This window comes from Flagellimonas baculiformis, assembly GCF_033441575.1.
GTDB classification, from domain to species: domain Bacteria; phylum Bacteroidota; class Bacteroidia; order Flavobacteriales; family Flavobacteriaceae; genus Flagellimonas; species Flagellimonas baculiformis.
The window spans coordinates 88,240-110,368 of sequence record NZ_JAUZVW010000004.1; the positions used below are offsets into that span (position 1 = coordinate 88,240).

The 22,129-nt window shown below is 48.1% G+C and carries 22 protein-coding genes; 14 read left to right on the forward strand and 8 right to left on the reverse strand.

Annotated features, from left to right (window positions below; translation table 11 throughout):
- Window positions 1-53 precede the first annotated feature (53 nt).
- A complete protein-coding gene (locus tag SD450_RS07135; protein ID WP_318343905.1) occupies window positions 54-1,511 on the forward strand; it encodes a PAS domain-containing sensor histidine kinase in 1,458 nt (485 codons plus the stop codon).
- Here SD450_RS07135 and SD450_RS07140 read toward each other — a convergent pair.
- The 3 genes from SD450_RS07140 to SD450_RS07150 form a co-directional block, all read right to left on the reverse strand.
- On the reverse strand, window positions 1,508-2,455 hold the full coding sequence (locus tag SD450_RS07140) for a threonine ammonia-lyase (RefSeq protein ID WP_318343906.1): 948 nt from the start codon (window positions 2,453-2,455) through the stop codon (window positions 1,508-1,510). The two genes, SD450_RS07135 and SD450_RS07140, sit on opposite strands and share 4 nt — an antisense overlap.
- Window positions 2,456-2,508: 53 nt before the next feature.
- Entirely contained in the window at window positions 2,509-3,423 is a 915-nt protein-coding gene (locus SD450_RS07145; RefSeq protein WP_318343907.1) for a universal stress protein, read from the reverse strand.
- A gap of 81 nt (window positions 3,424-3,504) precedes the next feature.
- Window positions 3,505-4,194: a Crp/Fnr family transcriptional regulator gene (locus tag SD450_RS07150; RefSeq protein WP_318343908.1), complete on the reverse strand. Its 690-nt coding sequence runs from the start codon at window positions 4,192-4,194 to the stop codon at window positions 3,505-3,507.
- Between the two features lie 126 nt (window positions 4,195-4,320).
- Here SD450_RS07150 and SD450_RS07155 point away from each other — a divergent pair, with 126 nt between their 5' ends.
- The 9 genes from SD450_RS07155 (at window position 4,321) to SD450_RS07195 (ending at window position 14,319) form a co-directional block, all read left to right on the forward strand.
- Complete coding sequence (locus SD450_RS07155) at window positions 4,321-6,705, forward strand: heavy metal translocating P-type ATPase (protein ID WP_318344158.1); 2,385 nt, start codon at window positions 4,321-4,323, stop codon at window positions 6,703-6,705.
- Between the two features lie 59 nt (window positions 6,706-6,764).
- Window positions 6,765-6,974 carry a cbb3-type cytochrome oxidase assembly protein CcoS gene (ccoS, locus tag SD450_RS07160; RefSeq protein ID WP_318343909.1) on the forward strand — a complete coding sequence of 70 codons (210 nt, stop codon included), beginning with the start codon at window positions 6,765-6,767 and terminating at the stop codon, window positions 6,972-6,974.
- Between the two features lie 2 nt (window positions 6,975-6,976).
- Complete coding sequence (ccoN, locus tag SD450_RS07165; RefSeq protein WP_318343910.1) at window positions 6,977-9,181, forward strand: cytochrome-c oxidase, cbb3-type subunit I; 2,205 nt, start codon at window positions 6,977-6,979, stop codon at window positions 9,179-9,181.
- 93 nt (window positions 9,182-9,274) lie between these two features.
- Window positions 9,275-9,463, forward strand: a complete 189-nt coding sequence (locus tag SD450_RS07170; RefSeq protein ID WP_072878058.1) for a cytochrome C oxidase subunit IV — start codon at window positions 9,275-9,277, stop codon at window positions 9,461-9,463.
- A gap of 4 nt (window positions 9,464-9,467) precedes the next feature.
- The gene (locus SD450_RS07175) at window positions 9,468-10,412 is read left to right on the forward strand and encodes a cbb3-type cytochrome c oxidase N-terminal domain-containing protein (RefSeq protein WP_318343911.1); all 945 of its coding nucleotides are present in this window, start codon (window positions 9,468-9,470) and stop codon (window positions 10,410-10,412) included.
- Window positions 10,413-10,456: 44 nt separating this feature from the next.
- Complete coding sequence (gene ccoG, locus SD450_RS07180; RefSeq protein WP_318343912.1) at window positions 10,457-11,866, forward strand: cytochrome c oxidase accessory protein CcoG; 1,410 nt, start codon at window positions 10,457-10,459, stop codon at window positions 11,864-11,866.
- 12 nt (window positions 11,867-11,878) lie between these two features.
- Window positions 11,879-12,325, forward strand: a complete 447-nt coding sequence (locus SD450_RS07185) for a FixH family protein (protein ID WP_318343913.1) — start codon at window positions 11,879-11,881, stop codon at window positions 12,323-12,325.
- Between the two features lie 2 nt (window positions 12,326-12,327).
- Window positions 12,328-13,038 carry a sulfite exporter TauE/SafE family protein gene (locus SD450_RS07190; RefSeq protein WP_318343914.1) on the forward strand — a complete coding sequence of 237 codons (711 nt, stop codon included), beginning with the start codon at window positions 12,328-12,330 and terminating at the stop codon, window positions 13,036-13,038.
- Window positions 13,039-13,050: 12 nt separating this feature from the next.
- On the forward strand, window positions 13,051-14,319 hold the full coding sequence (locus tag SD450_RS07195) for an acetyl-CoA hydrolase/transferase family protein (protein WP_318343915.1): 1,269 nt from the start codon (window positions 13,051-13,053) through the stop codon (window positions 14,317-14,319).
- A gap of 85 nt (window positions 14,320-14,404) precedes the next feature.
- Here SD450_RS07195 and SD450_RS07200 read toward each other — a convergent pair whose 3' ends face one another.
- The 4 genes from SD450_RS07200 to SD450_RS07215 all read right to left on the reverse strand — a co-directional run bounded on the left by SD450_RS07200 (window position 14,405) and on the right by SD450_RS07215 (window position 18,520).
- Window positions 14,405-15,226 (reverse strand): universal stress protein, encoded by an 822-nt coding sequence (locus SD450_RS07200; RefSeq protein ID WP_318343916.1) that lies wholly within the window; start codon window positions 15,224-15,226, stop codon window positions 14,405-14,407.
- A gap of 17 nt (window positions 15,227-15,243) precedes the next feature.
- The gene (gene hemN / locus SD450_RS07205) at window positions 15,244-16,602 is read right to left on the reverse strand and encodes an oxygen-independent coproporphyrinogen III oxidase (protein WP_318343917.1); all 1,359 of its coding nucleotides are present in this window, start codon (window positions 16,600-16,602) and stop codon (window positions 15,244-15,246) included.
- Between the two features lie 129 nt (window positions 16,603-16,731).
- A complete protein-coding gene (locus tag SD450_RS07210; protein WP_318343918.1) occupies window positions 16,732-17,460 on the reverse strand; it encodes an energy transducer TonB in 729 nt (242 codons plus the stop codon).
- A gap of 88 nt (window positions 17,461-17,548) precedes the next feature.
- The gene (locus tag SD450_RS07215; protein WP_318343919.1) at window positions 17,549-18,520 is read right to left on the reverse strand and encodes an ROK family protein; all 972 of its coding nucleotides are present in this window, start codon (window positions 18,518-18,520) and stop codon (window positions 17,549-17,551) included.
- 199 nt (window positions 18,521-18,719) lie between these two features.
- Here SD450_RS07215 and SD450_RS07220 point away from each other — a divergent pair, with 199 nt between their 5' ends.
- From SD450_RS07220 to SD450_RS07235, 4 genes are all read left to right on the forward strand, one after another.
- Complete coding sequence (locus SD450_RS07220) at window positions 18,720-19,511, forward strand: universal stress protein (protein WP_318343920.1); 792 nt, start codon at window positions 18,720-18,722, stop codon at window positions 19,509-19,511.
- Between the two features lie 35 nt (window positions 19,512-19,546).
- Window positions 19,547-20,860 carry an ATP-dependent 6-phosphofructokinase gene (locus SD450_RS07225; protein WP_318343921.1) on the forward strand — a complete coding sequence of 438 codons (1,314 nt, stop codon included), beginning with the start codon at window positions 19,547-19,549 and terminating at the stop codon, window positions 20,858-20,860.
- Window positions 20,861-20,944: 84 nt separating this feature from the next.
- On the forward strand, window positions 20,945-21,244 hold the full coding sequence (locus SD450_RS07230; RefSeq protein ID WP_318343922.1) for an HPF/RaiA family ribosome-associated protein: 300 nt from the start codon (window positions 20,945-20,947) through the stop codon (window positions 21,242-21,244).
- A gap of 45 nt (window positions 21,245-21,289) precedes the next feature.
- Window positions 21,290-21,916, forward strand: coding sequence for a hypothetical protein (locus tag SD450_RS07235; RefSeq protein ID WP_318343923.1), 627 nt, complete (start codon window positions 21,290-21,292; stop codon window positions 21,914-21,916).
- Here SD450_RS07235 and SD450_RS07240 read toward each other — a convergent pair.
- Window positions 21,913-22,059 carry a hypothetical protein gene (locus tag SD450_RS07240; protein ID WP_318343924.1) on the reverse strand — a complete coding sequence of 49 codons (147 nt, stop codon included), beginning with the start codon at window positions 22,057-22,059 and terminating at the stop codon, window positions 21,913-21,915. The genes SD450_RS07235 and SD450_RS07240 overlap by 4 nt on opposite strands.
- Between the last annotated feature and the right edge of the window lie 70 nt (window positions 22,060-22,129).

Here is a 22,129-nt window from a genome sequence, read left to right on the forward strand (position 1 = left end):
TGGCAGCCCACCCCAACTCGCCATAACAAGATTACTTGTTCAATATTGTAGCGGTGAAGCAGAAACAGATTCTTATACACAACAAGGTCGAGAATGTCGAAGATGGGGGTGATGTCGTTTGGGCAATGGACCAGGATTACAAACTAACGGCCTTCAACAAATCTTTTGGGGAAAAGCTCAAGAAAGAGCAATTGGGTAAACCGACAAAGGGAATGGACCTTAGGCCCATATACCAAAAAAGTATCTTTTTCAGCCCGTGTAGCAAAGGCTGTGAAAAGGCCTTGAACCGTTATGCCACCACGTCCAAGCACACTTTTGAGGAGGGAGGTGATACGTACGTGCATGAATTCTCCTTCCAGCCATTCATGGACGTGTCGGGTGAAGTTGCCGGATGTTGCATATGGCAAAAGGATATTACGGATGAGGTAGGCAATATCCATAAGTTGTGGGACAGCGAACGGAAATATAGGGAAGCACAGCGAATCGCAAATGTGGGGCACTGGGAATGGGACATGATCAAGGACGAAATTATTTGGTCCAACCAACTGTACCACATTTTTCATCAGAACCCGAAGGAATTCAAGGCTAGCTTTGCCTCGCTGATGGAAATTATCCATCCAGAGGATAGGGAGGCTTTTCAAAAAGATGTGGATACGAGCATACAGAAAAACGCCATACACGATATCGTGCATAGGGTCATTGTTGGTGATGGGGAAATAAGATATGTACACCAAAAAGGGCGAACATTTTATGATGAGCTTGGCAATCCCGTGCGAATGGCAGGCACCACCCAAGATGTGACCTTGGAAGTAATGACCAAGCAACAGGTAGTGCAACAAAACAATGAGCTCCAAAACTTTGTAAGGATCATATCGCACAATTTGCGGGGACCCATATCCAATCTGTTGATGTTGTCCAAAATATACGATTGGGGCAAGGACCCAATGAACGATGACATTGTAAGAAAGATAGAAAATACCACTGAGGCATTGGACCAGACCATAAAGGACCTCAATCTTTCCCTATCCCTTAAAAATGCCGACAGGGAACAGTTCAGGGAGATTAAATTGACCGATGTGATGAAAGATGTGGATGGTCTGCTCTCCGAGGAGATCATTCGTGCCAAGGCAACCGTCAATACCGATTTTTCCCAAGCAGAAACCATATTCGGCCTGAAGAGTTATATGGTGAACATTTTCTATAACCTGATCCTGAACGCCATCCACTATGCCAAGGAAGGCGTGCCGCCCATCATCCAATTGGTCACGGAGGAGAACAGTGGTTACATTGTCCTAAGGGTGTCGGACAACGGGATCGGTATGGAGCTCACCCCAGAACGGGAACGCAAGATCTTCAACATGTATGGCAGGCTCAGCGGAGCTACCGAAGGAAAGGGCCTGGGACTTTATCTGGTAAAGACCCAAGTAGAGGCCATGAACGGAAAAATTGGAGTGTTGAGCGAGAAGGAGGTCGGTACCACTTTTATTGTTCACTTCGAGAAGCAGCACTAAAAATTCTTTTGAAAGGGCAAATGGTCCAGATCCACATTTCCGCCGGAAATGATCACCCCGATTTTTTGGTTCTTAAATGCTTCTTTTTCCCTGAGAATGGCAGCGAGGGCGACCGCACTTGATGGTTCGCAGATGATTTTCAACCGTCCCCAGATCAATCGCATGGCCGAGACGATTTCTTCTTCCGTGACCCGGATGATTCGCTCCACATGCTTCTGGATGATGGGAAAATTTCGGTCCCCCAATTGGGTCTTAAGGCCATCGGCAGCGGTGTTGATGGTCGTGTTCCCTTCAATGGTCCCACTCAGGAGCGACCTGTAGGCGTCATCCACTTCAAAAGGTTCCCCACCGATCGTTTTGCAATCGTTCCCAAAATAGGCAACAGCAAGTGCGGTACCCGCTATCAGTCCGCCACCACCAACAGGGGTGATCACATGATCGAGGTCTGGATGCAGTTCCAATAACTCCTTGCCTGAGGTCCCTTGTCCCAAAATGACCGCATCGTCATTGGAAGGGTGGATGAAGGTTGCTCCGTATTCTTCTTCAATTTGTTTGGATTCTTTTTCTCTCGCCGCCAAGGTGGGTTCACATTCCACCACAAGTCCACCGTAGCCCCGAACGGCATCTTTTTTCACCTGTGGCGCATTTCTGGGCATTACGATGTGGGCCTTTACCCCTAGACTTTGCGCTGCCAGGGAAAGGGCTTGTGCAAAGTTCCCAGAGGAATGGGTGACCACCCCGTTCCGTTTTTGTTCTTCCGTCAATTGCATGATGGCATTCGCCGCACCCCGCATTTTAAAGGCGCCCATCTTTTGGAAATTCTCACATTTGAAGAACAATTGGGCCCCGGCCATTTCATCGATCAAACGGGAAGTTAGCACGGGTGTATTGTGGATAAAGGGCTTTATCCGCTCGTGGCAGTCAATTAGTTGTTGTTTGTCCATAGATCACCGGCCTGGTAAACTTCAGGTCCGGGCATAAAGATAGGGACAAGACATTAATTATGGGACGATACATTTTGCTCTTCCTCCTCTTCCTCTTTCTTGGCGGAAATTCCTTCCATGCCCAGTTCCGGGATGACCAATAATGGGATTTGGGTATGAAAAGCGGTTCTTTTGATGATGGGCTCACGGGTCATTTTTTCCATATAGCTGTGCTGATAGTTCAGCATGGCCAACAAATGGATGTCCAGTTCTTGGGAGAACATTTCCAACGTCTGTGAGACCGAGTTGAGTTCGGAGACCGTGTGCACATAATGTTCCACATCGCCCAAATATCTCCGTAGCATGTTCAGGTTGAATTGTTGAAGTTCCGTGAGGGCCTTGATCCCATACTGCACATGCACGATCCGGATGGTGGCATGGAACATTTTTGAAATTTCCAAGAGAGGGGACAGCTCCGATGTGGTATAGAATCGGGTAAAATCAGTGGCAAAGGCAACCTCGGTCGGGGTGATGAACTCAAAATGATGGGGAATGGCCAGAATGGGACATTTTTTGGAACTCTTGATGATCCGGACGGTGTTGCTGCCCATGAAAACCTCATCCACACCGGAAGCACCCTTGGTGCCCGTGACCACTAAATGAATGCCCAAAGTGTCCACAATGTCTTTCACTTCTTCGACCAAAAGGTTGAACGAAGAGATGGTCTCAAAGCTGTGGTTGTCGTTCCTATACTTGCTTTTTATCCGTGCGACGGTCTTTTGCAAACCTCTTTCAGAGGCATCCCTAACGGCATCGACTATACGGACACCGTCCACCATTTTGGCCATGAAACGGCTGCTCGGGATCACTGGCGTATAGGTGTTCAGCAGATAAAAAGTACAACGCTTGTTGCGGAAAAGCTGCATCGCATAATCAATGGCGTTCCAAGCATTTTCCGAAAAATCCGTGGGTATGAGAATCCTTTGCATCTGACGAAATTTTTAGATGCGATAAAATTACCCTTGTGGTGATGGGGATACTATGACAATTATCAGGTTTTGGAGAAGACCTCAAAAGCCTGCCACCATTTCAGTGAGTCTGCGCTCATCCTTGATGCCTATTTTTTTGCCGGAGGTGCGGATAAGCCCTTTTTTCTTGAACTCGGAAATGATCCTTATGGCAGATTCCGTTGCGGTGCCCACAACATTGGAGATGTCCTCCCTGGAAAGGGTAAGGGCCAAAAAGCCGTCCTTGTCCTCCCCAAAATTGTTCCTGAGGTACAAAAAGGCCTCGGCCACACGTTGTTTCACGGTTTTTTGGGAGATGTTCACGATCACATCGTCCGCTTCCTTCAAGTCGTGTGCCATGTGCCTCAACACCTCCAAGGTAAAGTTGGGGTTCCGTTGAAGGGTATGGGTAATGCTTTCCTTTGGAATAAAGCAGACTTCCATATCACTTACGGCAATCGCGGAAAGGTTGGTGCTTTCCTCGGCAATCACCGAACGCTGGCCAAGGACCTCGCCCTTGGTGGCCAATTTCACGATCTGGTCCTTGCCGTTTGCGCTCAGCTTGGAAAGTTTGGAGACCCCGCTGCGCACACAAAAGACCCCGTTGAGCTTTTCGCCCTCTTCAAAAAGGGATTGTCCTTTTTTGATGGTCTTTGTGGTCTTGGAGTCGGATACTGTCTTCAATTCTTCCTTGCTCATGGCCCGAAGGGAATTGAACTGCCTTACAATGCAATTTTCACATCTGCTTTCCATAGTGGAATTGTTTACCTGAGAGGACAAATTTAAAGGTTGGCCGTTGGGTATAAACTGATAAATATCATATTTTTATGCAGAATCGTATTACAACTTTGTGCCCAGGTATAAAGCAAATGTTCAATGATGGCAAACACAACCTGTTACCATTGTGGGGATGAGTGCGGAAATGGCGCGGTGTATTTTGATGATAAGGAGTTTTGTTGCAATGGCTGCAAGACCGTGTATGAGATTTTCACCTCCAACGGCCTCTCCGCCTATTACGAGATAGAGGCCAAGGCCGGGACCACGCCCAATGAGATCACCAAGAAATATGATTTTCTGGACAATCAGGAAATCGTGGGACAATTGGTGGAGTTCAACGAAGAAGGCGTGCAGGTGGTGAACCTGAGCATTCCCACCATTCACTGTAGCTCTTGCATCTGGGTACTGGAAAACCTGAACCGTTTGCACAAGTCCATCACGGCATCCCAAGTGGATTTTCCCAAAAAGACCATCCGTGTCACCTACAGGACAGCCGATTTTTCCCTGAAGACCTTGGTGCTCTTGTTGGGGAGCATAGGGTACGAGCCCTATATCTCTCTGGAAGAATACAACAAGAAAAGCCATAGGGTGGACCGCTCGCTCATCTACAAGTTGGGGGTCGCAGGTTTTGCCTTTGGCAATGTGATGCTGCTTTCCTTTCCGGAATATTTTGAGGTGGAGGAATTCTGGCTGGACCAATACAAACCGGTCTTCCGCTGGTTGATGTTCGCCTTTTCCCTGCCTGTGGTCTTCTATGCAGGGCAGGATTATTTTACGGCCGCTTATAAAGGACTGCGGACCAAACTGCTCAATATCGATGTGCCCATTGCCCTGGGTATTCTCGCACTTTTTATCCGGAGTACCGTCGATATCATCTTCGATTTGGGTTCTGGGTTTTTCGATAGCCTCACTGGTTTGGTGTTCTTTCTGCTGTTGGGGAAATTCTTTCAGCAGAAAACCTATGCCTACCTCTCTTTTGAGCGGGACTACAAATCCTATTTCCCCATGGCGGTGACCCGTTTGAAACAGGACGGCGAAGAAGAGAACGTACAGGTCTATAAAGTGGATGTGGGGGATCGGATCCTGATCCGGAGCCACGAGATCATTCCCGTGGATTGTGTGCTGATCAAGGGAACGGCCCAGATAGATTACAGTTTTGTGACCGGGGAATCCGATGCGGTCCACAAGCAATCTGGCGACAAGCTGTTCGCCGGGGGAAGGCAGATGGCCGGAATTTTGGAAGTAGAGGTGCTGAAATCCGTTTCGCAGAGCTACCTGACCCAATTGTGGGGCAACTCCGTTTTTTCCAAGGACAGGGCAAGCCAGTTCCAAACCTTGACGGACAGCATCGGGAAGCGTTTCACTGCCGCCGTTCTCACCATAGCCATCTTGGCCACTGTTTTTTGGCTGGTCTACAGGCCCGGTATGGCCCTTAATGTGTTCACGTCCGTTTTGATCATTGCCTGCCCCTGTGCCATTGCGTTGGCGGCACCTTTCACCTTGGGCAATATGCTCCGCATCTTTGGGAAGCACAAGTTCTACCTGAAAAATGCAAGTGTCATAGAACGCTTGGCCAAAATCGATATGGCCATTTTTGATAAAACAGGTACGTTGACCACCAATAAAAAGGATACCATTCTCTATGAAGGGGTGGAATTGACCCAAGAAGAGACCGCCTTATTGAAAACCACGCTCAGGGCATCCAACCATCCCTTGAGCCGGTCGCTGTACGATATCCTCAAGTCGAATGCCATCATGACCTTGGATGAATTCCAGGAACATACGGGCAAGGGTCTTGAGGGGAGGGTCAAGGAACATTCCATTAAAGTGGGTTCTGCCACCTATGTTGGGAAAGAACCGTCCACCCATGTGGCCGACACCTCGGTCTATGTGAGTGCGGACGAGGACATCAAAGGACGTTTTGTGTTCAAGAACACCTACAGGGATGGAATCGACCAAGTCTTTGAAACGCTTGGGCAGCATTTGGAACTGGGCATCCTTTCCGGTGACAATGATGGTGAACGACACCAACTGCAAAAACTGCTCCCGCAAAAGACCCAAATGTTGTTCAACCAAAAGCCCGAGGATAAACTGGAATACATCAAAGGATTGCAGGAGGGGCACAATGTGCTTATGGTGGGCGATGGGCTGAACGATGCCGGGGCCTTGGCGCAGAGCAATGTGGGCATTGCCATATCGGAGAACATCAATGTGTTCTCCCCGGCCTGCGATGGCATATTGGATGCTTCGCGGATGTCCCTGTTGCCCAAGTTCATCCACCTCTCACAAAAATCCATCCGGGTCATCAAAATGAGCTTTTTGCTCTCTCTGTGCTACAATGTGGTTGGGGTGTACTTTGCCGTAACGGGCCAGTTACAACCCGTCATTGCGGCTATTTTGATGCCCTTGAGCTCCATCAGTATTGTGGTCTTTACCACCTTGATGACCAATTTTTTGGGCAACGGATTAAAAAATCCTGAAAGCTGATATATGTCATTTTTTTCAACATACCATCACAGTAGTTTTACCCTCAAATTAAGGCAGGTATGAGTGTTATTTATGTGTTGTTGGCCATCAGTATCTCAGTGGCAGTGGTCTTTTTTGCAGCATTTGTCCTATCGGTCAGAAAAGGACAATATGATGACACCTATACCCCTTCGGTACGCATGCTCTTTGAGGATGAGGTAGTGGGGGAGGCCAACGGACCCGATCAGATCAAACGGAAAAATCAAACAGAAAATAGTACAAACCAATAAATATGGAAATACAACAGTTCCGCTACGATAACAAAATCGTGCAAAAGTTCTTGTACGCCACCATGCTCTGGGGCGTGGTAGGTATGGCCGTGGGGCTTTTACTGGCCTTCATGTTCTTGTTCCCGAATGTCACGGAGGGCATCCCGTGGTTGAGTTTTGGGCGTTTGCGCCCCCTGCACACCAATGCGGTGATCTTTGCATTCGTGGGCAACGCCATCTTCGCCGGGGTCTATTACTCCACCCAACGCCTGCTCAAGGCCCGGATGTTCAGTGATTTTCTGAGCAATTTCAATTTCTGGGGCTGGCAGTTGATCATTGTGGCCGCGGCCATTACGTTGCCCTTGGGGTACACCACTTCCAAGGAGTATGCCGAGCTGGAGTGGCCCATAGATTTGGCCATCGCCGTGGTCTGGGTCGTTTTTGGATGGAACCTTATCGGCACCATCCTCAAAAGAAGGCAAAGGCACCTTTATGTGGCCATTTGGTTCTATCTGGCCACCTTTGTTACCGTTGCGGTACTCCATATTTTCAACAGCCTGGAGCTTCCCGTAACGGCCCTAAAAAGCTATTCGGTCTATGCCGGGGTACAGGATGCACTGGTACAATGGTGGTACGGACACAATGCGGTTGCCTTTTTCTTGACCACACCTTTCTTGGGGTTGATGTACTACTTCGTGCCCAAAGCGGCGAACAGGCCCATTTACTCCTATAGATTGTCCATCGTCCACTTTTGGTCCTTGATATTCATTTATATCTGGGCGGGACCACACCACCTTCTCTATTCTTCCCTGCCCGATTGGGCACAGAACTTGGGGGTTGTGTTCTCCGTAATGTTGATCGCTCCTTCATGGGGTGGTATGATCAATGGATTGTTGACCCTTCGCGGGGTATGGGACAAGGTACGTACCGATGCCACCTTAAAATTCATGGTGGTCGCCATCACAGGATATGGTATGGCCACTTTTGAAGGGCCTATGCTCTCTTTGAAAAACGTGAATGCCATTGCCCACTTCAGTGACTGGATCATCGCGCACGTACACGTAGGCGCCTTGGCCTGGAACGGCTTCCTCACCTTTGGTATGATCTATTGGTTGGTGCCCAGAATGTTCAAGACCAATTTGCACTCCAAAGGGCTGGCCAATTTCCATTTCTGGATAGGTACCTTGGGTATCGTGCTCTATGCACTGCCCATGTATGTGGCCGGGTTTACCCAAGCCTTGATGTGGGAAGACTTCAATCCGGATGGAACCTTGGTATATGGTAACTTTTTGGAAACCGTATCCCAGATCATCCCGATGTACTGGATGAGGGCCATTGGGGGCAGTCTCTATATTGTTGGGGTGTTTGTGATGCTCTACAATGTGGTCAGGACCATCAAATCCGGCAGCAAAGTGGAAGACGAATTGGTGGAGGCGGCAGCATTGGCCCGCGTTTCCAAAAGAAGGGTGGCCGGGGAAACTTTCCACAACTGGTTGGAAAGAAAACCGGTGCAGTTGACCATTTTGGCCACTATTGCCATCTTGATAGGGGGAATCGTGCAGATTGTTCCCACCATATTGGTAAAGTCCAATATTCCCACCATCTCCAGTGTGAAACCCTATACCCCGCTGGAATTGGAAGGGCGGGATCTCTATATCCGAGAGGGCTGTGTGGGATGCCACTCCCAAATGATCAGACCTTTTAGGGGTGAAGTGGAACGCTACGGGGAATATGCCAAAGCAGGTGAGTTTGTCTATGACCACCCCTTCCTTTGGGGAAGTAAGCGTACAGGTCCAGATTTGCTCAGGGTGGGCGGTAAGTACTCCGATAACTGGCACCTGAACCATATGTACGATCCGCAGAGTACATCCGCAGGCTCCATCATGCCTTCCTACGAATGGCTGGTGAGAGACGAACACGACAGGACCAATGTGCAGGCCAAGATGGAAGCCATGGTGAAACTGGGTGTTCCCTATACCGAAGAGGATATTGCCAATGCACCCCAGACCATGGCGGAGCAAGCGGAACAAATAGAGAAAAACCTATATGCGGATCCAGAGTTTGTCAAGACCTATGAAGCGGACAAAAAATATGCCGAGGAAAACGGGTTGGACTTTGTGCAGATGCGCGACCGTGAGATTGTTGCCCTTATTGCCTACCTACAACGGTTGGGCACGGACATCAAGATAAAGGAGACAGGGGAACTGTTATCAGAAAATAAAGATTAAAAAGAACCATGAACCAAGATATAAGAACCGGGACGCACAAAAGGCATTTCAAGTATTATGTCTTGATTCTTGTTTCCAAAATACAATAAAGCCATGTTGAAATTTGTAAAGAACCATATGGAGACCATCGACGGGGTAGCAAATTACCCCATGATCTCCCTGCTGATATTCTTTGTTTTCTTCGTTCTGCTGTTCTGGTGGGTCTTCACCGCAACAAAGGAGCACATAAGGGAAATGGAAGAATTGCCATTGGATAACAACGACCAACAACATAAACCATAATATTATGAGCACAAGAACACCTTGGTGGATACGCATACCCGTACTCTTCTTTTTGATCTTCGGATTGATGGAATACTTTATCGACTCCGGCGACCAACCGGCCATCATTGCATACCCGATCACACAGCTGTTCATGCTGTTGATTTTGATGATACTCATTGCCATAGAGCTTATTTTGAGTTCCATTGAAAACGTCATGTTCCAAACACTCACCGAAGAGGGCAAGCAGCGCTATTTGGCCAAGAAGAGCAAAAAAGTGGAGTGGACATGGGCAAAGAACCTCATGAAGAACCTTACCAAGAGTAGGTCTGTGGATCGTGAGGAAGAGATCATTCTGGACCACAACTACGATGGCATCCGAGAGCTGGACAATGTATTGCCGCCATGGTGGGTGTACCTTTTTTATGGGACCATCATTTTTAGTGTCATCTATCTGGTGAGGTTCCATATCATAGGCGACTATACCCAAAAGGAGGAATTTGAGCAGGAAATGGCAGAAGCAAAGATTGCCGTGGAAGAATACAAGAAAACAGCGAAGGACTTGGTGGATGCCAGTACAGTGGAGTTTTTGTCCGAAGCTTCCGACCTGAGTGCAGGTGAAAAGATATTTACCTCAAATTGTGTGGCCTGTCACATGGCCGATGGTGGAGGGGGGATAGGTCCCAACCTGACCGACCAATATTGGATTTTGGGAGGGGGCATCAAGAACGTGTTCAACACCATTTCCGAAGGTGGCCGCGATGGTAAGGGTATGATCGCCTGGAAACAGAACCTGAAACCTGCGGAAATAGCCCAGGTGGCCAGTTATGTGCTCACATTGGGCGGCACAACTCCGGCAAATCCTAAGGCACCCGAAGGTGATATTTGGGTAGATCCCGATGCGCCACAATCCTCCGAACCCTCGCCTGGACAGCAAGTGTCGGACTCTACGGAAGTTGCCGTGGAGTAATCCTTGAAGAAGGAAAACAGTCCGGAAATCTATAGAAAAATGCAATGGAAGAGAATTTTAGGGATTCCATAGGAACCATCACAAAAGAAGGCAAAAGGGCTTGGATATTCCCCAAAAAACCCAGCGGTAGGTTTTATGACTATCGAAAGTATGTCAGTTACACCCTGCTCATCTTTTTGGTGGTGGCTCCCTTCGTGAAGATCAATGGACACCAATTTCTGATGTTCAATGTGCTGGAACGCCGTTTCAACATATTCGGACTTCCGTTTTGGCCCCAGGATTTTCACTTGGTGGTCGTGTCCATGATCATTGGGGTCGTTTTCATTGCATTGTTCACTGTGGCCTACGGACGTATTTTCTGCGGCTGGATGTGCCCCCAGACCATCTTTTTGGAAATGGTCTTCCGCCGTATCGAATATTGGATCGATGGGGACCGGGGTGCCCAAATGCGATTGGCCAAAGCCCCTTGGAATAGGGAAAAGATCATGAAAAGGGCACTGAAATGGACCGTGTTTTTCATCATTTCCTTTGTGATTGCCAATATTTTTCTGGCCTACTTGATAGGTAGTGACAAACTGATCCGGTACATTACCGATGGTCCCATGGCCCATATGGGCACCATGGTTCCCTTATTGATCTTTACCGGGGTATTCTACTTCATCTTTGCATGGTTCCGGGAGCAGGTCTGTATCATAGCCTGTCCCTACGGAAGACTTCAAGGCGTGCTGCTGGACAACAAATCCATTGTCGTGGCCTATGACCACAAGAGAGGTGAGGCCGAAAACGGTCGCAAGAAGTTCAGAAAGAACGAGGACCGAGAGGCCCTTGGTTTTGGGGATTGCATCGATTGCTTCCAATGCGTCAACGTTTGTCCCACAGGAATAGACATCCGCAATGGAACACAGTTGGAGTGCGTGAACTGTACCGCCTGTATCGACGAATGCGACCATATCATGGACAGCATCGATAAACCTAGGGGGCTGATCCGCTATGCGAGTGAGGACGAGATTACCAAAAAGGCTAAATTTAAGTTCACGCCCCGCATGAAGGGATATACAGCAGTCCTTACGATCTTGATCGGTATTTTGATCGGGATGCTGTTTTTGAGGAATGAATTGGAGGCCAATGTATTGCGGTTGCCCGGACAGCTCTATGAACGAAAGGAGAACAATATCATCAGCAATGTATATACCTATAAATTGATGAACAAGACCACCAAGGATATCGAGGAGGTATCCTTTAAGTTGATGTCGCACAAAGGCGAGATCAAAATGGTGTCCCAGGACCGGTTCACCGTTCCGGCAGAACAGCTCATCGGAGGAACCCTTTTCATAGAGATCAACAGCTCGGCACTGACCGGCGACAAGGATAAATTGAAGATAGGGATATACAGTGGGGACGAGCTCATCGAAACCACGGTGACCCAGTTTTTGGCACCACGGAGTTACAACTAAAAAATTATTGAAATGAAAATAAATTGGGGAACAGGAATCGTATTGGCATTTATTGGCTTCATTGCCTTCATACTCTATTTTGTGTTCAGGATGACCTTGGAGGACAGGGCCAACCATGACTTGGTCACCGAGGAATACTATAAAAAGGAGTTGACCTACCAACAGGACATGGATGCTTCGAGGGCGGCCGCCGAAATGGATGCCCATCTCAAAGTGGTGAAGACCGATGAGGGCCTGATGGTCTATTTCCCCGAACGTTTTGATCCCAAGGAAATTACGGGCACAGTGTCCCTGTACAGACCGTCCAACAAGCATTTGGATACAGACTTTCCCATAAGTTTGACCAAAACACATTTGCTCATACCTGACAATCGTTTGGTGGGCGGTCGTTGGGACATTACCGTCAAGTGGCAGTACGGTGGACAAGACTTTTTCCATAAACAGAAACTGACCTACTGACCATGTTGACATCGGCCTTGGTTCTGGGAATTTTGGGAAGCGTGCACTGCTTGGGCATGTGCGGCCCCATTGCTTTTATGCTGCCCTTGGACCAGACGAACAACATCAAAAAAACAGTACAACTTTCCATATACCATACCGGAAGGTTGCTGGCCTACGGGACCATAGGGCTGATTTTCGGATTTTTGGGAAAAGGACTTTCCCTGTTCGGCATACAGCAAAAACTGTCCATAGGAATAGGGGTTCTTATGATCATATTGGTTTTGGTGCCGGGCAACTTTTTGAACGGACATCGGATTTTCCGTCCTATCTATTCCCTTTTGGGAAAAGTCAAGTCCAAACTCGGGGCAGAGCTCAAGAAAAAGACCCCGGATGCCTTTCTGACCATCGGGTTTCTGAATGGCTTTCTACCTTGTGGATTGGTCTATATGGCCCTTTTGGGAGCGACGGCCTTGGCCACCCCGCTGCAAGGAGGGCTCTATATGGTGCTCTTCGGGCTGGGAACCGTTCCCTTGATGTCCGCAGTGGTCTATTCCAAGGGACTGTTCCGAAATTCGATACGGGCAAAAATGCAAAAATTGGTCCCTGTATTTGTGGTGATCATCGGTGTTTTGTTTATTGTACGTGGATTGGGACTGGGGATTCCCTATGTGTCCCCCAAACCGGCACCGGCCCATTCGGTGACAGCAGGCATCGAATGCCATCAACCTTAAAAATCATCAAAAGTGAAAATAACAACAGCTGAAGAAGCGGTACGCATTGTAAAATCTGGGGATAGGGTGTTTTTCCAAGGAGCGGCCATGACCCCGAACATCATCATTGATGCCCTTTGCGATAGGCACCAAGAGCTCGAGAATGTAGAGATCGTGTCCATACACACCGAAGGAGAGGCCAGATATGCCAACGCTCCGTGCAATACCAGTTTTAAATTGAACAGTTTGTTCGTGGGTGGCAATGTCCGCAAGTTCGTGAATGAGTTCAGGGGCGATTATGTGCCCATTTTTTTGAGTGAGATCCATTTGCTCTTCCGCAGGAAGATCCTTCCCTTGGATGTTGCATTCATTCAGGTTTCGCCGCCCGATAAGCATGGATTTTGCTCTTTGGGGGTGTCGGTGGATGTGACCCTGCCCGCCATTGAAATGGCAAAGACCGTTGTGGCGCAGATCAATCCACAGGTGCCGAGGAGCCATGGAGATGGAATTATCCACATCGACAGGATACATTTTGCCGTTGAGGTGGACCAGCCCATCCATGAGCACGAACCCACAGAAATTTCTGAAGTGGAACAACAGATCGGGGGCCATGTGGCCTCTTTGATCGAAGATGGGGCCACCCTCCAAATGGGTATCGGCAACATTCCCAATGCCGTATTGTCCAATCTGGGCAACCATAAAAGGTTGGGCATACACACCGAAATGTTCTCCGATGGGGTATTGCCGCTCATCCAGCAGGGAGTCATCACCGGAGAGGAGAAAAGGGTGAAACAGGGCAAGGTGGTGAGCTGCTTCGCTGTGGGCTCCCGGGCACTTTATGATTTTATCGACGACAATCCCCTTTGTGACTTTAAAGAAGCGGCCTACACGAACGATACGGCGGTAATCCGGAAAAATCCGAAGGTAACGGCCATCAATAGTGCCATTGAGATAGACATTACCGGACAGGTCTGTGCCGATACCATTGGGAGCCGACAATTTTCGGGTGTTGGCGGACAAATGGACTTTATCAGGGGAGCTTCCCTTTCCGAAGGGGGCAAACCCATATTCGCCATGCCCTCGGTGACCAATAAGGGCATTTCAAAAATTGTTCCCTACCTGAAGCAAGGGGCGGGCGTTACCACCACCAGGGCCCACGTGCACTATGTGGCCACGGAATATGGTGTGGTTGACCTTTATGGAAAAAACCTCCAGCAACGGGCCAATGCCCTGATTTCCATTGCGCATCCAGATCATAGGGAAGCTCTACAAAAAATGGCCTATGAAAGGTTCAATGGATAGGGCAAGAAAAGCAAAAATGAAAAAGGGGCAACTTTAGTTGCCCCTTTTTTGTCCGCTTGCGTGGTACCAATCAATCGTGGAACCTTCAAATCTTAAAGGTTATCACTGGGGTTTTGGAATGATTGGCAATGTCTTCGCCTATGCTTCCCATGAAAAAATGGGAGAGCCCCCTTCTACCATGGGTCGGAATGCCGATAAGGTCGGCAGGTATTTTTTCGCTATAGTTGAGCACTCCTTTTTCCACGGTATAGTCGTTGTGGATATCGACCCCAAGTCCCAATTTCGCATCGTTCAGGAACTTGGAAATCTTGGCATAGGCGTCATCAGTGCTCAAAAATTCATCCCCAGGGGTATTGATGTACACCAAATGGAACTCTGAATTGAGAAGATCTGCCATTTCTTTGGCTTTTTTAAGGGTAGGAATGCTCTCTTCCTCGAAATCGCAGGCAAAAACGAAGTTTTTGGTCTTGAAATTCTCCACATCCCCTTTGATGACCAGTACGGGCACATCCGAAGTGCGGACCACACGCTCCGTGTTGGAGCCGATAAAGATCTCTTGTAGTCCATCGGCACCGTGCGACCCCATTACGATAAGGTCTGCTCCATGCTTTTGGGCCACTTCGTTCACTTCGCTGAATACTTTGTAGTGCTTGATCACAGGTGTGATCTTCAGGTTCTTCAAGTAAGGTTTCTCCAAGAATTCGGCAAACCTTTTTTCGCCGATCTTGATGAGGTGCACCACCTGTTCTTGGGAAATATATCCCGATTCAGCCATAATTGCAGGGGAAAGTTCCAACATGTGGAGCACCAATAGTTCGGCATTATGCTCTTTGGCCAGGGAAGCGGCCACCTTGAGGGCCTTTTCGGATTGGTCCGAAAAATCGACGGGTACGATTATACTTTTCATTTTTTTGCTTTTTTAGGTTAAACGGTCATGGAAAATATCCGGGTATCTGGTTGTTTTCGTTGTAATTTCAAGTCGAATGCCATGCTGATGTTCCTGATAAAGGGTTTCCCCTTTTCGGTTACTTTGATGTGGTCCTGCCCCAGTTCCACTAAACCATCAGCCTTTAGTTCCGACAGGTTGTTGAGGATGGCATCAAAATCGACTGTTTCCTCTTCTTCGGTATTCCATTGGGTATTGAACTGGCACATGATGTTCAAAATGTGCTGCCTCAAGATTTGGTCTTCAGGGTTCAGGATATGTCCTTTAAAGATAGGGATAACCCCGTGCGAAACCAAATCGGCATATTCTTCAACACTTTTTACATTTTGGGCAAAACCATACCAACTGTCACTGATACTGGAAACCCCCAGACCGATCATCAGTTTGGTCTTGGAAGGGGTGTATCCCATGAAGTTTCTGTGCAGGGTGCCGTTTATATACGCCTTGTACAGATCATCGGTGGGGAGGGCGAAGTGGTCCATCCCTACATCCTTGTACTCAAATTGGGACAACATTCTCTTGCCCATTTCATATTGCGCCCTTTTTTCCACGGAGGAGGGCAGGTCGGATTCCTGATAGCCCCGCTGTCCATTTCCCTTGATCCAAGGAACATGGGCATAACTGTAGTAGGCGATCCTATCGGGCTTGAGGGCATTGGTCTTCATGATGGTTTCCTCCACATTGGCACAATCTTGAAAGGGGAGTCCATAAATGATATCGTGCCCTACCGAGGTATAACCGATCTGTCTGGCCCATTCGGTCACATTTTTTACATTTTCAAAAGGCTGTATCCGGTTTATGGCCCGTTGCACGGTCAGGTTGTAGTCCTGCACACCGAAGCAGACCCTTCTGAACCCTACATCATAAAGGGCCTGTAGGTGCGCTTTGGTCGTATTGTTGGGATGCCCCTCAAAACTGAACTCGATATCCTCGGCTTTCTTGCCCACTCTTAGGATGCCCTCCACCAATATCTTCAAATGCCCTGGGGAGAAAAACGTTGGGGTGCCACCTCCCAAATGCAATTCTTTTATCATGGGTCTGGTGCCCAAGATGTTGCAGTACAGTTCCCATTCCTTCAATACATTTTGGATGTAGGGAAGTTCCAGCTCGTGCCTTTTGGTGATGCGCTTGTGGCAACCACAGAAGGTGCAAAGGCTCTCACAAAAAGGAAGGTGTATGTAAATGCTGATCCCTTCATCGGAACTTTCTTGGAAAGCCCTAAGGATACTGGACCTCCATTGTTTTTCCGAAAAGCTGTCCAAGTCCCAGTAAGGTACTGTGGGGTAACTGGTGTACCTGGGGCCGGGAACATTGTATTTTTGAACTAGATGGCACATAGCTGCATTGCATTAGGTTGAGGGGTCAAAAGTAGTTTTGGGGAACAGCATAAAATATGATAATTGTCATGAACCGCCCCGAGCCTTTCCTTGAAGTGGGTTCCCAACTTGTCCAAATTACCCATTTCATCATTCCTGCATGATAAAATTGATAGGGATGCTATACCTTACACTGACGGACCTGCCGCGCTGTTGCCCTGGTTTCACTTGGGGCAAAAGGGACATAATGCGAACAGCCTCTTTTTCCAATAACCTGTCGGGTCCCCTTTTCTCAATGTTGCTGATCCTTCCTTGGGAATCGATGACAAATTGTACATAGACCCTTCCGGTGATATGCATTTCGAGGGCATCGGGAGGGTATTGGAAATTGTCCCTGATGTGTTCCTGCACTTTTTGGTTGAAACAATTCTTCCGATCTGCTTGGGTTTCATAGATTTCACAGCCAGGGAACACAGGCACATTTTCAATGATGGCAAAGGGAACCACGACTTCCTCCTCCACTTCTTCCACTTCCACATCCTCTATCTTGACCATGGCATCCTCAATATAGGTGTCCTGGCTACTTTCTGTACTCTCGATGATGGTCTCTTCCACATCTTCCACATCTTCCACGATCTCGATCACGTCAGGTGCGGCCGGTGGAGGAGGGGGAGGTGTAGTGCGGATGGCCTCCGTCATGGGGACATCTTCCTTGAGTTCGTCCACCAATTGGACCACCTCAATGGCTTTGGACTCTTGTTCGTAGAATTTTACTTCAAGGGATTGCCACGTCACAAACAATACCGAAGTAAGGCCTATCATAAAATAAAGACTGCTGTTGCGTCCTATTTCGGCACTTGGGTTCTTTTTTGGTTTCATGACTTTTGCGATTTGACTATGTTAAAGATAGCCTCGTCACAAACCAAAAAGTATGATAAATATCAGGTTTACAATCGGTTGTTCCAGGTTATTGGCCTAGGTCGCTCCTGTGGTTTTCCCAGATCAACGCTGCGGCCCCGCAAATGGCGGCCGTTTTGTCCTCCATGCTGGAAAGGAGCAGTTTCACCTTGCCCTTGTACACATCCAACAAAAATCCATTGAAATATTTCTCCAAGGGCGTCATGATCCATTTGCCGCTATTGGTGAGTCCGCCCATCAGGATAAACGCTTCGGGTTGCGTAAAGGCGGTAAAATTGGCCAGTGCCTGGGCCATGATCCGTGCAGTATAGTCAAAGGATTTTAGGGCGATTTCGTCGCCCTCCTCGGCAGCCCTGGTAATGTCCTCCCCATGCAGGTCGTTGTAGGCCACATCCCTGAATCGGCTGTCCACCATGTACTTGCTCTGCATAAAGGTAACGGTACGCTTCAGTCCGGTGGCGGAGACATAGGCTTCCAATCCACCCCTGACGCCGAGGCCTGTCAGCCGGCCATCGCCCATGGTCATGTCCACGTGCCCCAACTCGCCCGCAAAACCGTCATAACCGTCGATGAGGCGACCGTTGGCCACAATGCCTGCACCAAAACCGGTGCCCAGCGTGATGACAATGAAGTCGGTCATGTTCTTGGCACCGCCAAAGAGCATCTCCCCCAATGCCGCCGCACTGGCATCGTTCATGATGCGGATGGGCATGTCCATCCGTTGTTTCAATTTTTCCACCAAGGGCACACTGCCCTTCCAGATGAGGTTGCTGGCATTCTCAATGGTGCCGTTCTTGCTCGATGCATTTGGGGCCCCGATACCACACCCGAGGACATTGACGGGCTTTCCAAAATTGCTGATGATCTCCTCCGAAGTGGTCTTTATCTTGTTGAGGTATTCTTCCAGATTGGGAAAATCCTGGGTCCTGAAAAAGGTTTTTTCGTGGCATACGCCGTTTTCGTCCACCAGTCCGATCTTTGTCTTGGTCCCGCCTATGTCCACTCCGATCACTATGTCCATGATGTATTGGTCTTGTTGTTTTATAAGGGTCTTAAATATAAACATTATGGAACCAAAAAATGGCTTTCCAGATTTTTAAAAGGGGAGAATTTTTACTAATATCACAGAAAGATTGGAAACCTGACCGCTGTCATGTTTTAGGTCATGGTGGGAATCTACTTTTGAAAAGAATCTTTCAAATACATTAAATATATCAGCTATGGGCGGTTTAGATAAAATATTGGTCCCTTTTGATTTTTCAGAAGCATCATTGAATGCCTTGGAGTATGTGGCCAACTTTGTGGGAACGGAGCGTTCGGTGGAAATTTTGGCGCTCTATGTGAGCACCATGCAAATTGAAGAGGTCGATGAACGGAAACTGGAAAAGGATTTTGAAAAGGTGCTGGAATCCCTGAGTGTCAGGCTGAAGAAGGTCCCAAAATTCAAGACGCTGACAGGTAATGTCACCGGTACCATTCTGTCCACACAACAAAACAGCGGTGCGGATCTGATTATGATGGGGACCATGGGCGATAAGGTGACGGATGAAGCCATCACCAACACCTCCAAATTGGTCCTGGACGCCAATTGTCCCGTAATCTCCATTCCCTACGGATGTCCCATCAAGGAACCCAAGAACATTGCCCTGGTCATGGGTGGGGAGATCATCGAGGACAAGGAAGTCTTGAACACACTCTTAGAAATTGCAAGGACCTTCGATTCCAAAGTCCATGTGCTCACCATATATAAGGAATCCGTGTACGAAGAAGAAGTGGTCGGGGACAGCACGGACAACCTCTTGGAATACTATTTGGAGCATTTCTATGCGGAGCACAACTTTAGCAAGAACCAAGATGTGGAAGAAGGTATTTTGGAGTACATACAGGAGAAAGACATAGATATGCTGACCATTTTGCCCAGGAACCATGCGGAGCGAAGCACCGCATCCGAGGGACGGTTGACAAAACTCCTGACCCTGCATTCCGAAATTCCGGTATTGGCCTTGGATTGATGACACGGACGGAACATTTGTAATCGACAACCATTGTGAACGATAAGGAAAAGTTCAAAATAGAAAACCTCGGCGAACCGAGGTTCAAATCCCCATTGCAACTTAGCACGGTGAAGGGTGACCGTATTTTCAATTTCATCGGGGAATCGGAAAGACTGGTTTTTGACCCTTCCCTGGAACACTACAGCCATTGCCTCACCACTGGGGACAGTCCCCTTTGCATGGAAAAGGCGGGGCCAAGGCAGGATATTTTTTTCGACCCAAAAAAAGTCACCGCGGCCATCGTGACCTGTGGGGGTCTCTGCCCGGGCATCAACAATGTGATCAGGGGCCTGGTCATGGCGCTCCATTATTTCTATGGGGTGAAAAAAATCATCGGCATACCCTATGGGTATGAAGGACTCAATCCCGATGCAGGGCATGGATTTATGGAACTTACCCCCGATAAGGTGAAGGACATCCATCAGTTTGGGGGAACGTTTCTCGGCTCCTCGCGAGGTGCCCAAGAAGTATCGTTGATGGTGGACACTTTGGAGGAAAACCATGTTGACATGCTCTTTGCCATAGGAGGTGATGGAACACTCAAGGGCGTGAATGCCATTGGCGGGGAAATTGCCAAGAGAAATGCCAAGATCAGTGTGGTGGGCATTCCCAAGACCATCGATAACGATATTGATGTGATTGATGAATCATTCGGTTATGGGACCGCGTTTGATGTGGCCAGCTCCATTTTGAAGGATGCACACAACGAGGCCACTGGGGCCTACAACGGGATTTCCATAATAAAGTTGATGGGCCGCGACAGTGGTTTCATAGCGGCTTCCGCAACCTTGGCCATGCCCGTGGTGAACTTTGTGCTGGTGCCCGAAATGGATTTTGAACTGGAAGGGGAAAATGGTTTCCTCGCAGCACTGGAACAACGCCTCCAACAGAAAAAACATGCCGTGATCGTTGTGGCCGAAGGGGCAGGACAGCATTTGTTCGAGAACAAGAAAGGCATCAAGGATGCTTCGGGCAATGTGAAGCATGAGGATATCGGGGTTTTCCTAAAGGAAAGAATCGCGGCGCATTTCAAGAATGCCCCGATTTCCATAAAGTATATCGACCCCAGCTATATTATTCGGTGTGCACCTGCCAATTCCAGCGACAGTGTCTATTGCAGTAGGCTGGCCTATCATGCGGTACATGCCGCCATGGCCGGAAAGACCAGATTGGTGTCTTGTAAGGTGAACAACACCTATGTCTATATCCCTATATCGGAAGTGACCAAACAAAGAAAGAAAATAGATCTGGAAGGGGAATTTTGGTTCTCTGTCCTGCAAAGCACGGGCCAGCCTTTTTTCATGTGACAAGTAAACAATCAAGAACTGATGGTTGTCATATGATGTTGCCCTTTTAGGCCATAGTTTTGAAACAAATCAAATACAATTACCATGGAAATACATGTTCAATATCAGAAAATGAAGACCAGTGAATCGTTGACAGAACTGTTGAACAAAAAACTGGAAGGACTGGGGAAAAAATACAGTTGGTTGATCAAGGCCAATGTGCTCTTCAAAATAGAGAATGATAAGGCCGGGGAAGGAAAGGTATGCGAAATTGAACTCAGTGCCCCAGGCCCCAGGATATTTGCCAAGTCCAGCACGGACGATTTTGAAAAATCCATGGCCGAGACCGTGGAAGAACTCCGAAGGCAACTTGAAAAAAGACAGGCTACCTTTGCTTCCCATTAAGGGAGAATAAGATTTTTACTGCGCACGACCATTAAACCTATACCAATGAAACCAAAATTTCTGGCCTTAAGTCTATTGTTGCTCACCGGGTGTTCCACCACAAAACTGGTAGGGACATGGAAAAACCCCGACATCGTTCTTTTCGACGCCAGTCAAGTGCTTGTGGTGGGGATGGCCCAAGACAACAACGTACGGATGGAATTTGAGACCCGTTTCGTGGAAGAATTGAAAAAACAGGGCGTGGATGGCGTGCGCAGCATCGATGTTTTTGATGTGGAATTCACATCTTCGGAAAGATCGGAGGAGGAACTGGCCAAAGTGGAAGAGCAATTGCTGGACAAGGATTTTGATGCCATTTTGTTCACCAAGGTAGTGGGTACGGAGAACAGAAAGACCTTGAAGGACCGGATGAACAATATCGACAAGATGTTCGTTCGTTTCAGCAACGACTATTTGGAGCACCAAGAAATCTATTATGATGCTTCATACTATGACAGTTTCAACATATACCATCTGGAAACCTCACTGTATTGCATCTGTATCGGCAAGGAAAGGGAACTCATTTGGAGGGGGAATGTGGATGTCACTGAGCCTGTCAACATCGAAAAGACCATGGACACTTACATCAAATTGATCACCAAGGCCATGGGCGAGCAAGAGGTGATTTTCTAGGAAAGACCAATGGCGTCCATCACCCCAAGGAAGTCCAGTAGGATACAAACGGGGATTGCGATCAGGATAACGATCAATATAAAAACCATGATCCGAAGGAAACCGACCATGAGCCTATTTCCAAAAGAGATATCTTCAGCCATAATAGTGTAATTTCATTCAATATACGGAATTATCCGTTCGGTGGCCATAACATCCTGTCCCATATTCGAT

Coding starts and splice junctions, on each gene's coding strand:
- SD450_RS07140 (WP_318343906.1), bottom strand. CDS start 2,455: ATGGACAAACAACAACTAATTGACTGCCACGAGCGGATAAAGCCCTTT.
- SD450_RS07145 (WP_318343907.1), bottom strand. CDS start 3,423: ATGCAAAGGATTCTCATACCCACGGATTTTTCGGAAAATGCTTGGAAC.
- SD450_RS07150 (WP_318343908.1), bottom strand. CDS start 4,194: ATGGAAAGCAGATGTGAAAATTGCATTGTAAGGCAGTTCAATTCCCTT.
- SD450_RS07155 (WP_318344158.1), top strand. CDS start 4,321: ATGGCAAACACAACCTGTTACCATTGTGGGGATGAGTGCGGAAATGGC.
- ccoS (WP_318343909.1), top strand. CDS start 6,765: ATGAGTGTTATTTATGTGTTGTTGGCCATCAGTATCTCAGTGGCAGTG.
- ccoN (WP_318343910.1), top strand. CDS start 6,977: ATGGAAATACAACAGTTCCGCTACGATAACAAAATCGTGCAAAAGTTC.
- SD450_RS07170 (WP_072878058.1), top strand. CDS start 9,275: ATGTTGAAATTTGTAAAGAACCATATGGAGACCATCGACGGGGTAGCA.
- SD450_RS07175 (WP_318343911.1), top strand. CDS start 9,468: ATGAGCACAAGAACACCTTGGTGGATACGCATACCCGTACTCTTCTTT.
- ccoG (WP_318343912.1), top strand. CDS start 10,457: ATGGAAGAGAATTTTAGGGATTCCATAGGAACCATCACAAAAGAAGGC.
- SD450_RS07185 (WP_318343913.1), top strand. CDS start 11,879: ATGAAAATAAATTGGGGAACAGGAATCGTATTGGCATTTATTGGCTTC.
- SD450_RS07190 (WP_318343914.1), top strand. CDS start 12,328: ATGTTGACATCGGCCTTGGTTCTGGGAATTTTGGGAAGCGTGCACTGC.
- SD450_RS07200 (WP_318343916.1), bottom strand. CDS start 15,226: ATGAAAAGTATAATCGTACCCGTCGATTTTTCGGACCAATCCGAAAAG.
- hemN (WP_318343917.1), bottom strand. CDS start 16,602: ATGTGCCATCTAGTTCAAAAATACAATGTTCCCGGCCCCAGGTACACC.
- SD450_RS07210 (WP_318343918.1), bottom strand. CDS start 17,460: ATGAAACCAAAAAAGAACCCAAGTGCCGAAATAGGACGCAACAGCAGT.
- SD450_RS07215 (WP_318343919.1), bottom strand. CDS start 18,520: ATGGACATAGTGATCGGAGTGGACATAGGCGGGACCAAGACAAAGATC.
- SD450_RS07220 (WP_318343920.1), top strand. CDS start 18,720: ATGGGCGGTTTAGATAAAATATTGGTCCCTTTTGATTTTTCAGAAGCA.
- SD450_RS07230 (WP_318343922.1), top strand. CDS start 20,945: ATGGAAATACATGTTCAATATCAGAAAATGAAGACCAGTGAATCGTTG.
- SD450_RS07235 (WP_318343923.1), top strand. CDS start 21,290: ATGAAACCAAAATTTCTGGCCTTAAGTCTATTGTTGCTCACCGGGTGT.
- SD450_RS07240 (WP_318343924.1), bottom strand. CDS start 22,059: ATGGCTGAAGATATCTCTTTTGGAAATAGGCTCATGGTCGGTTTCCTT.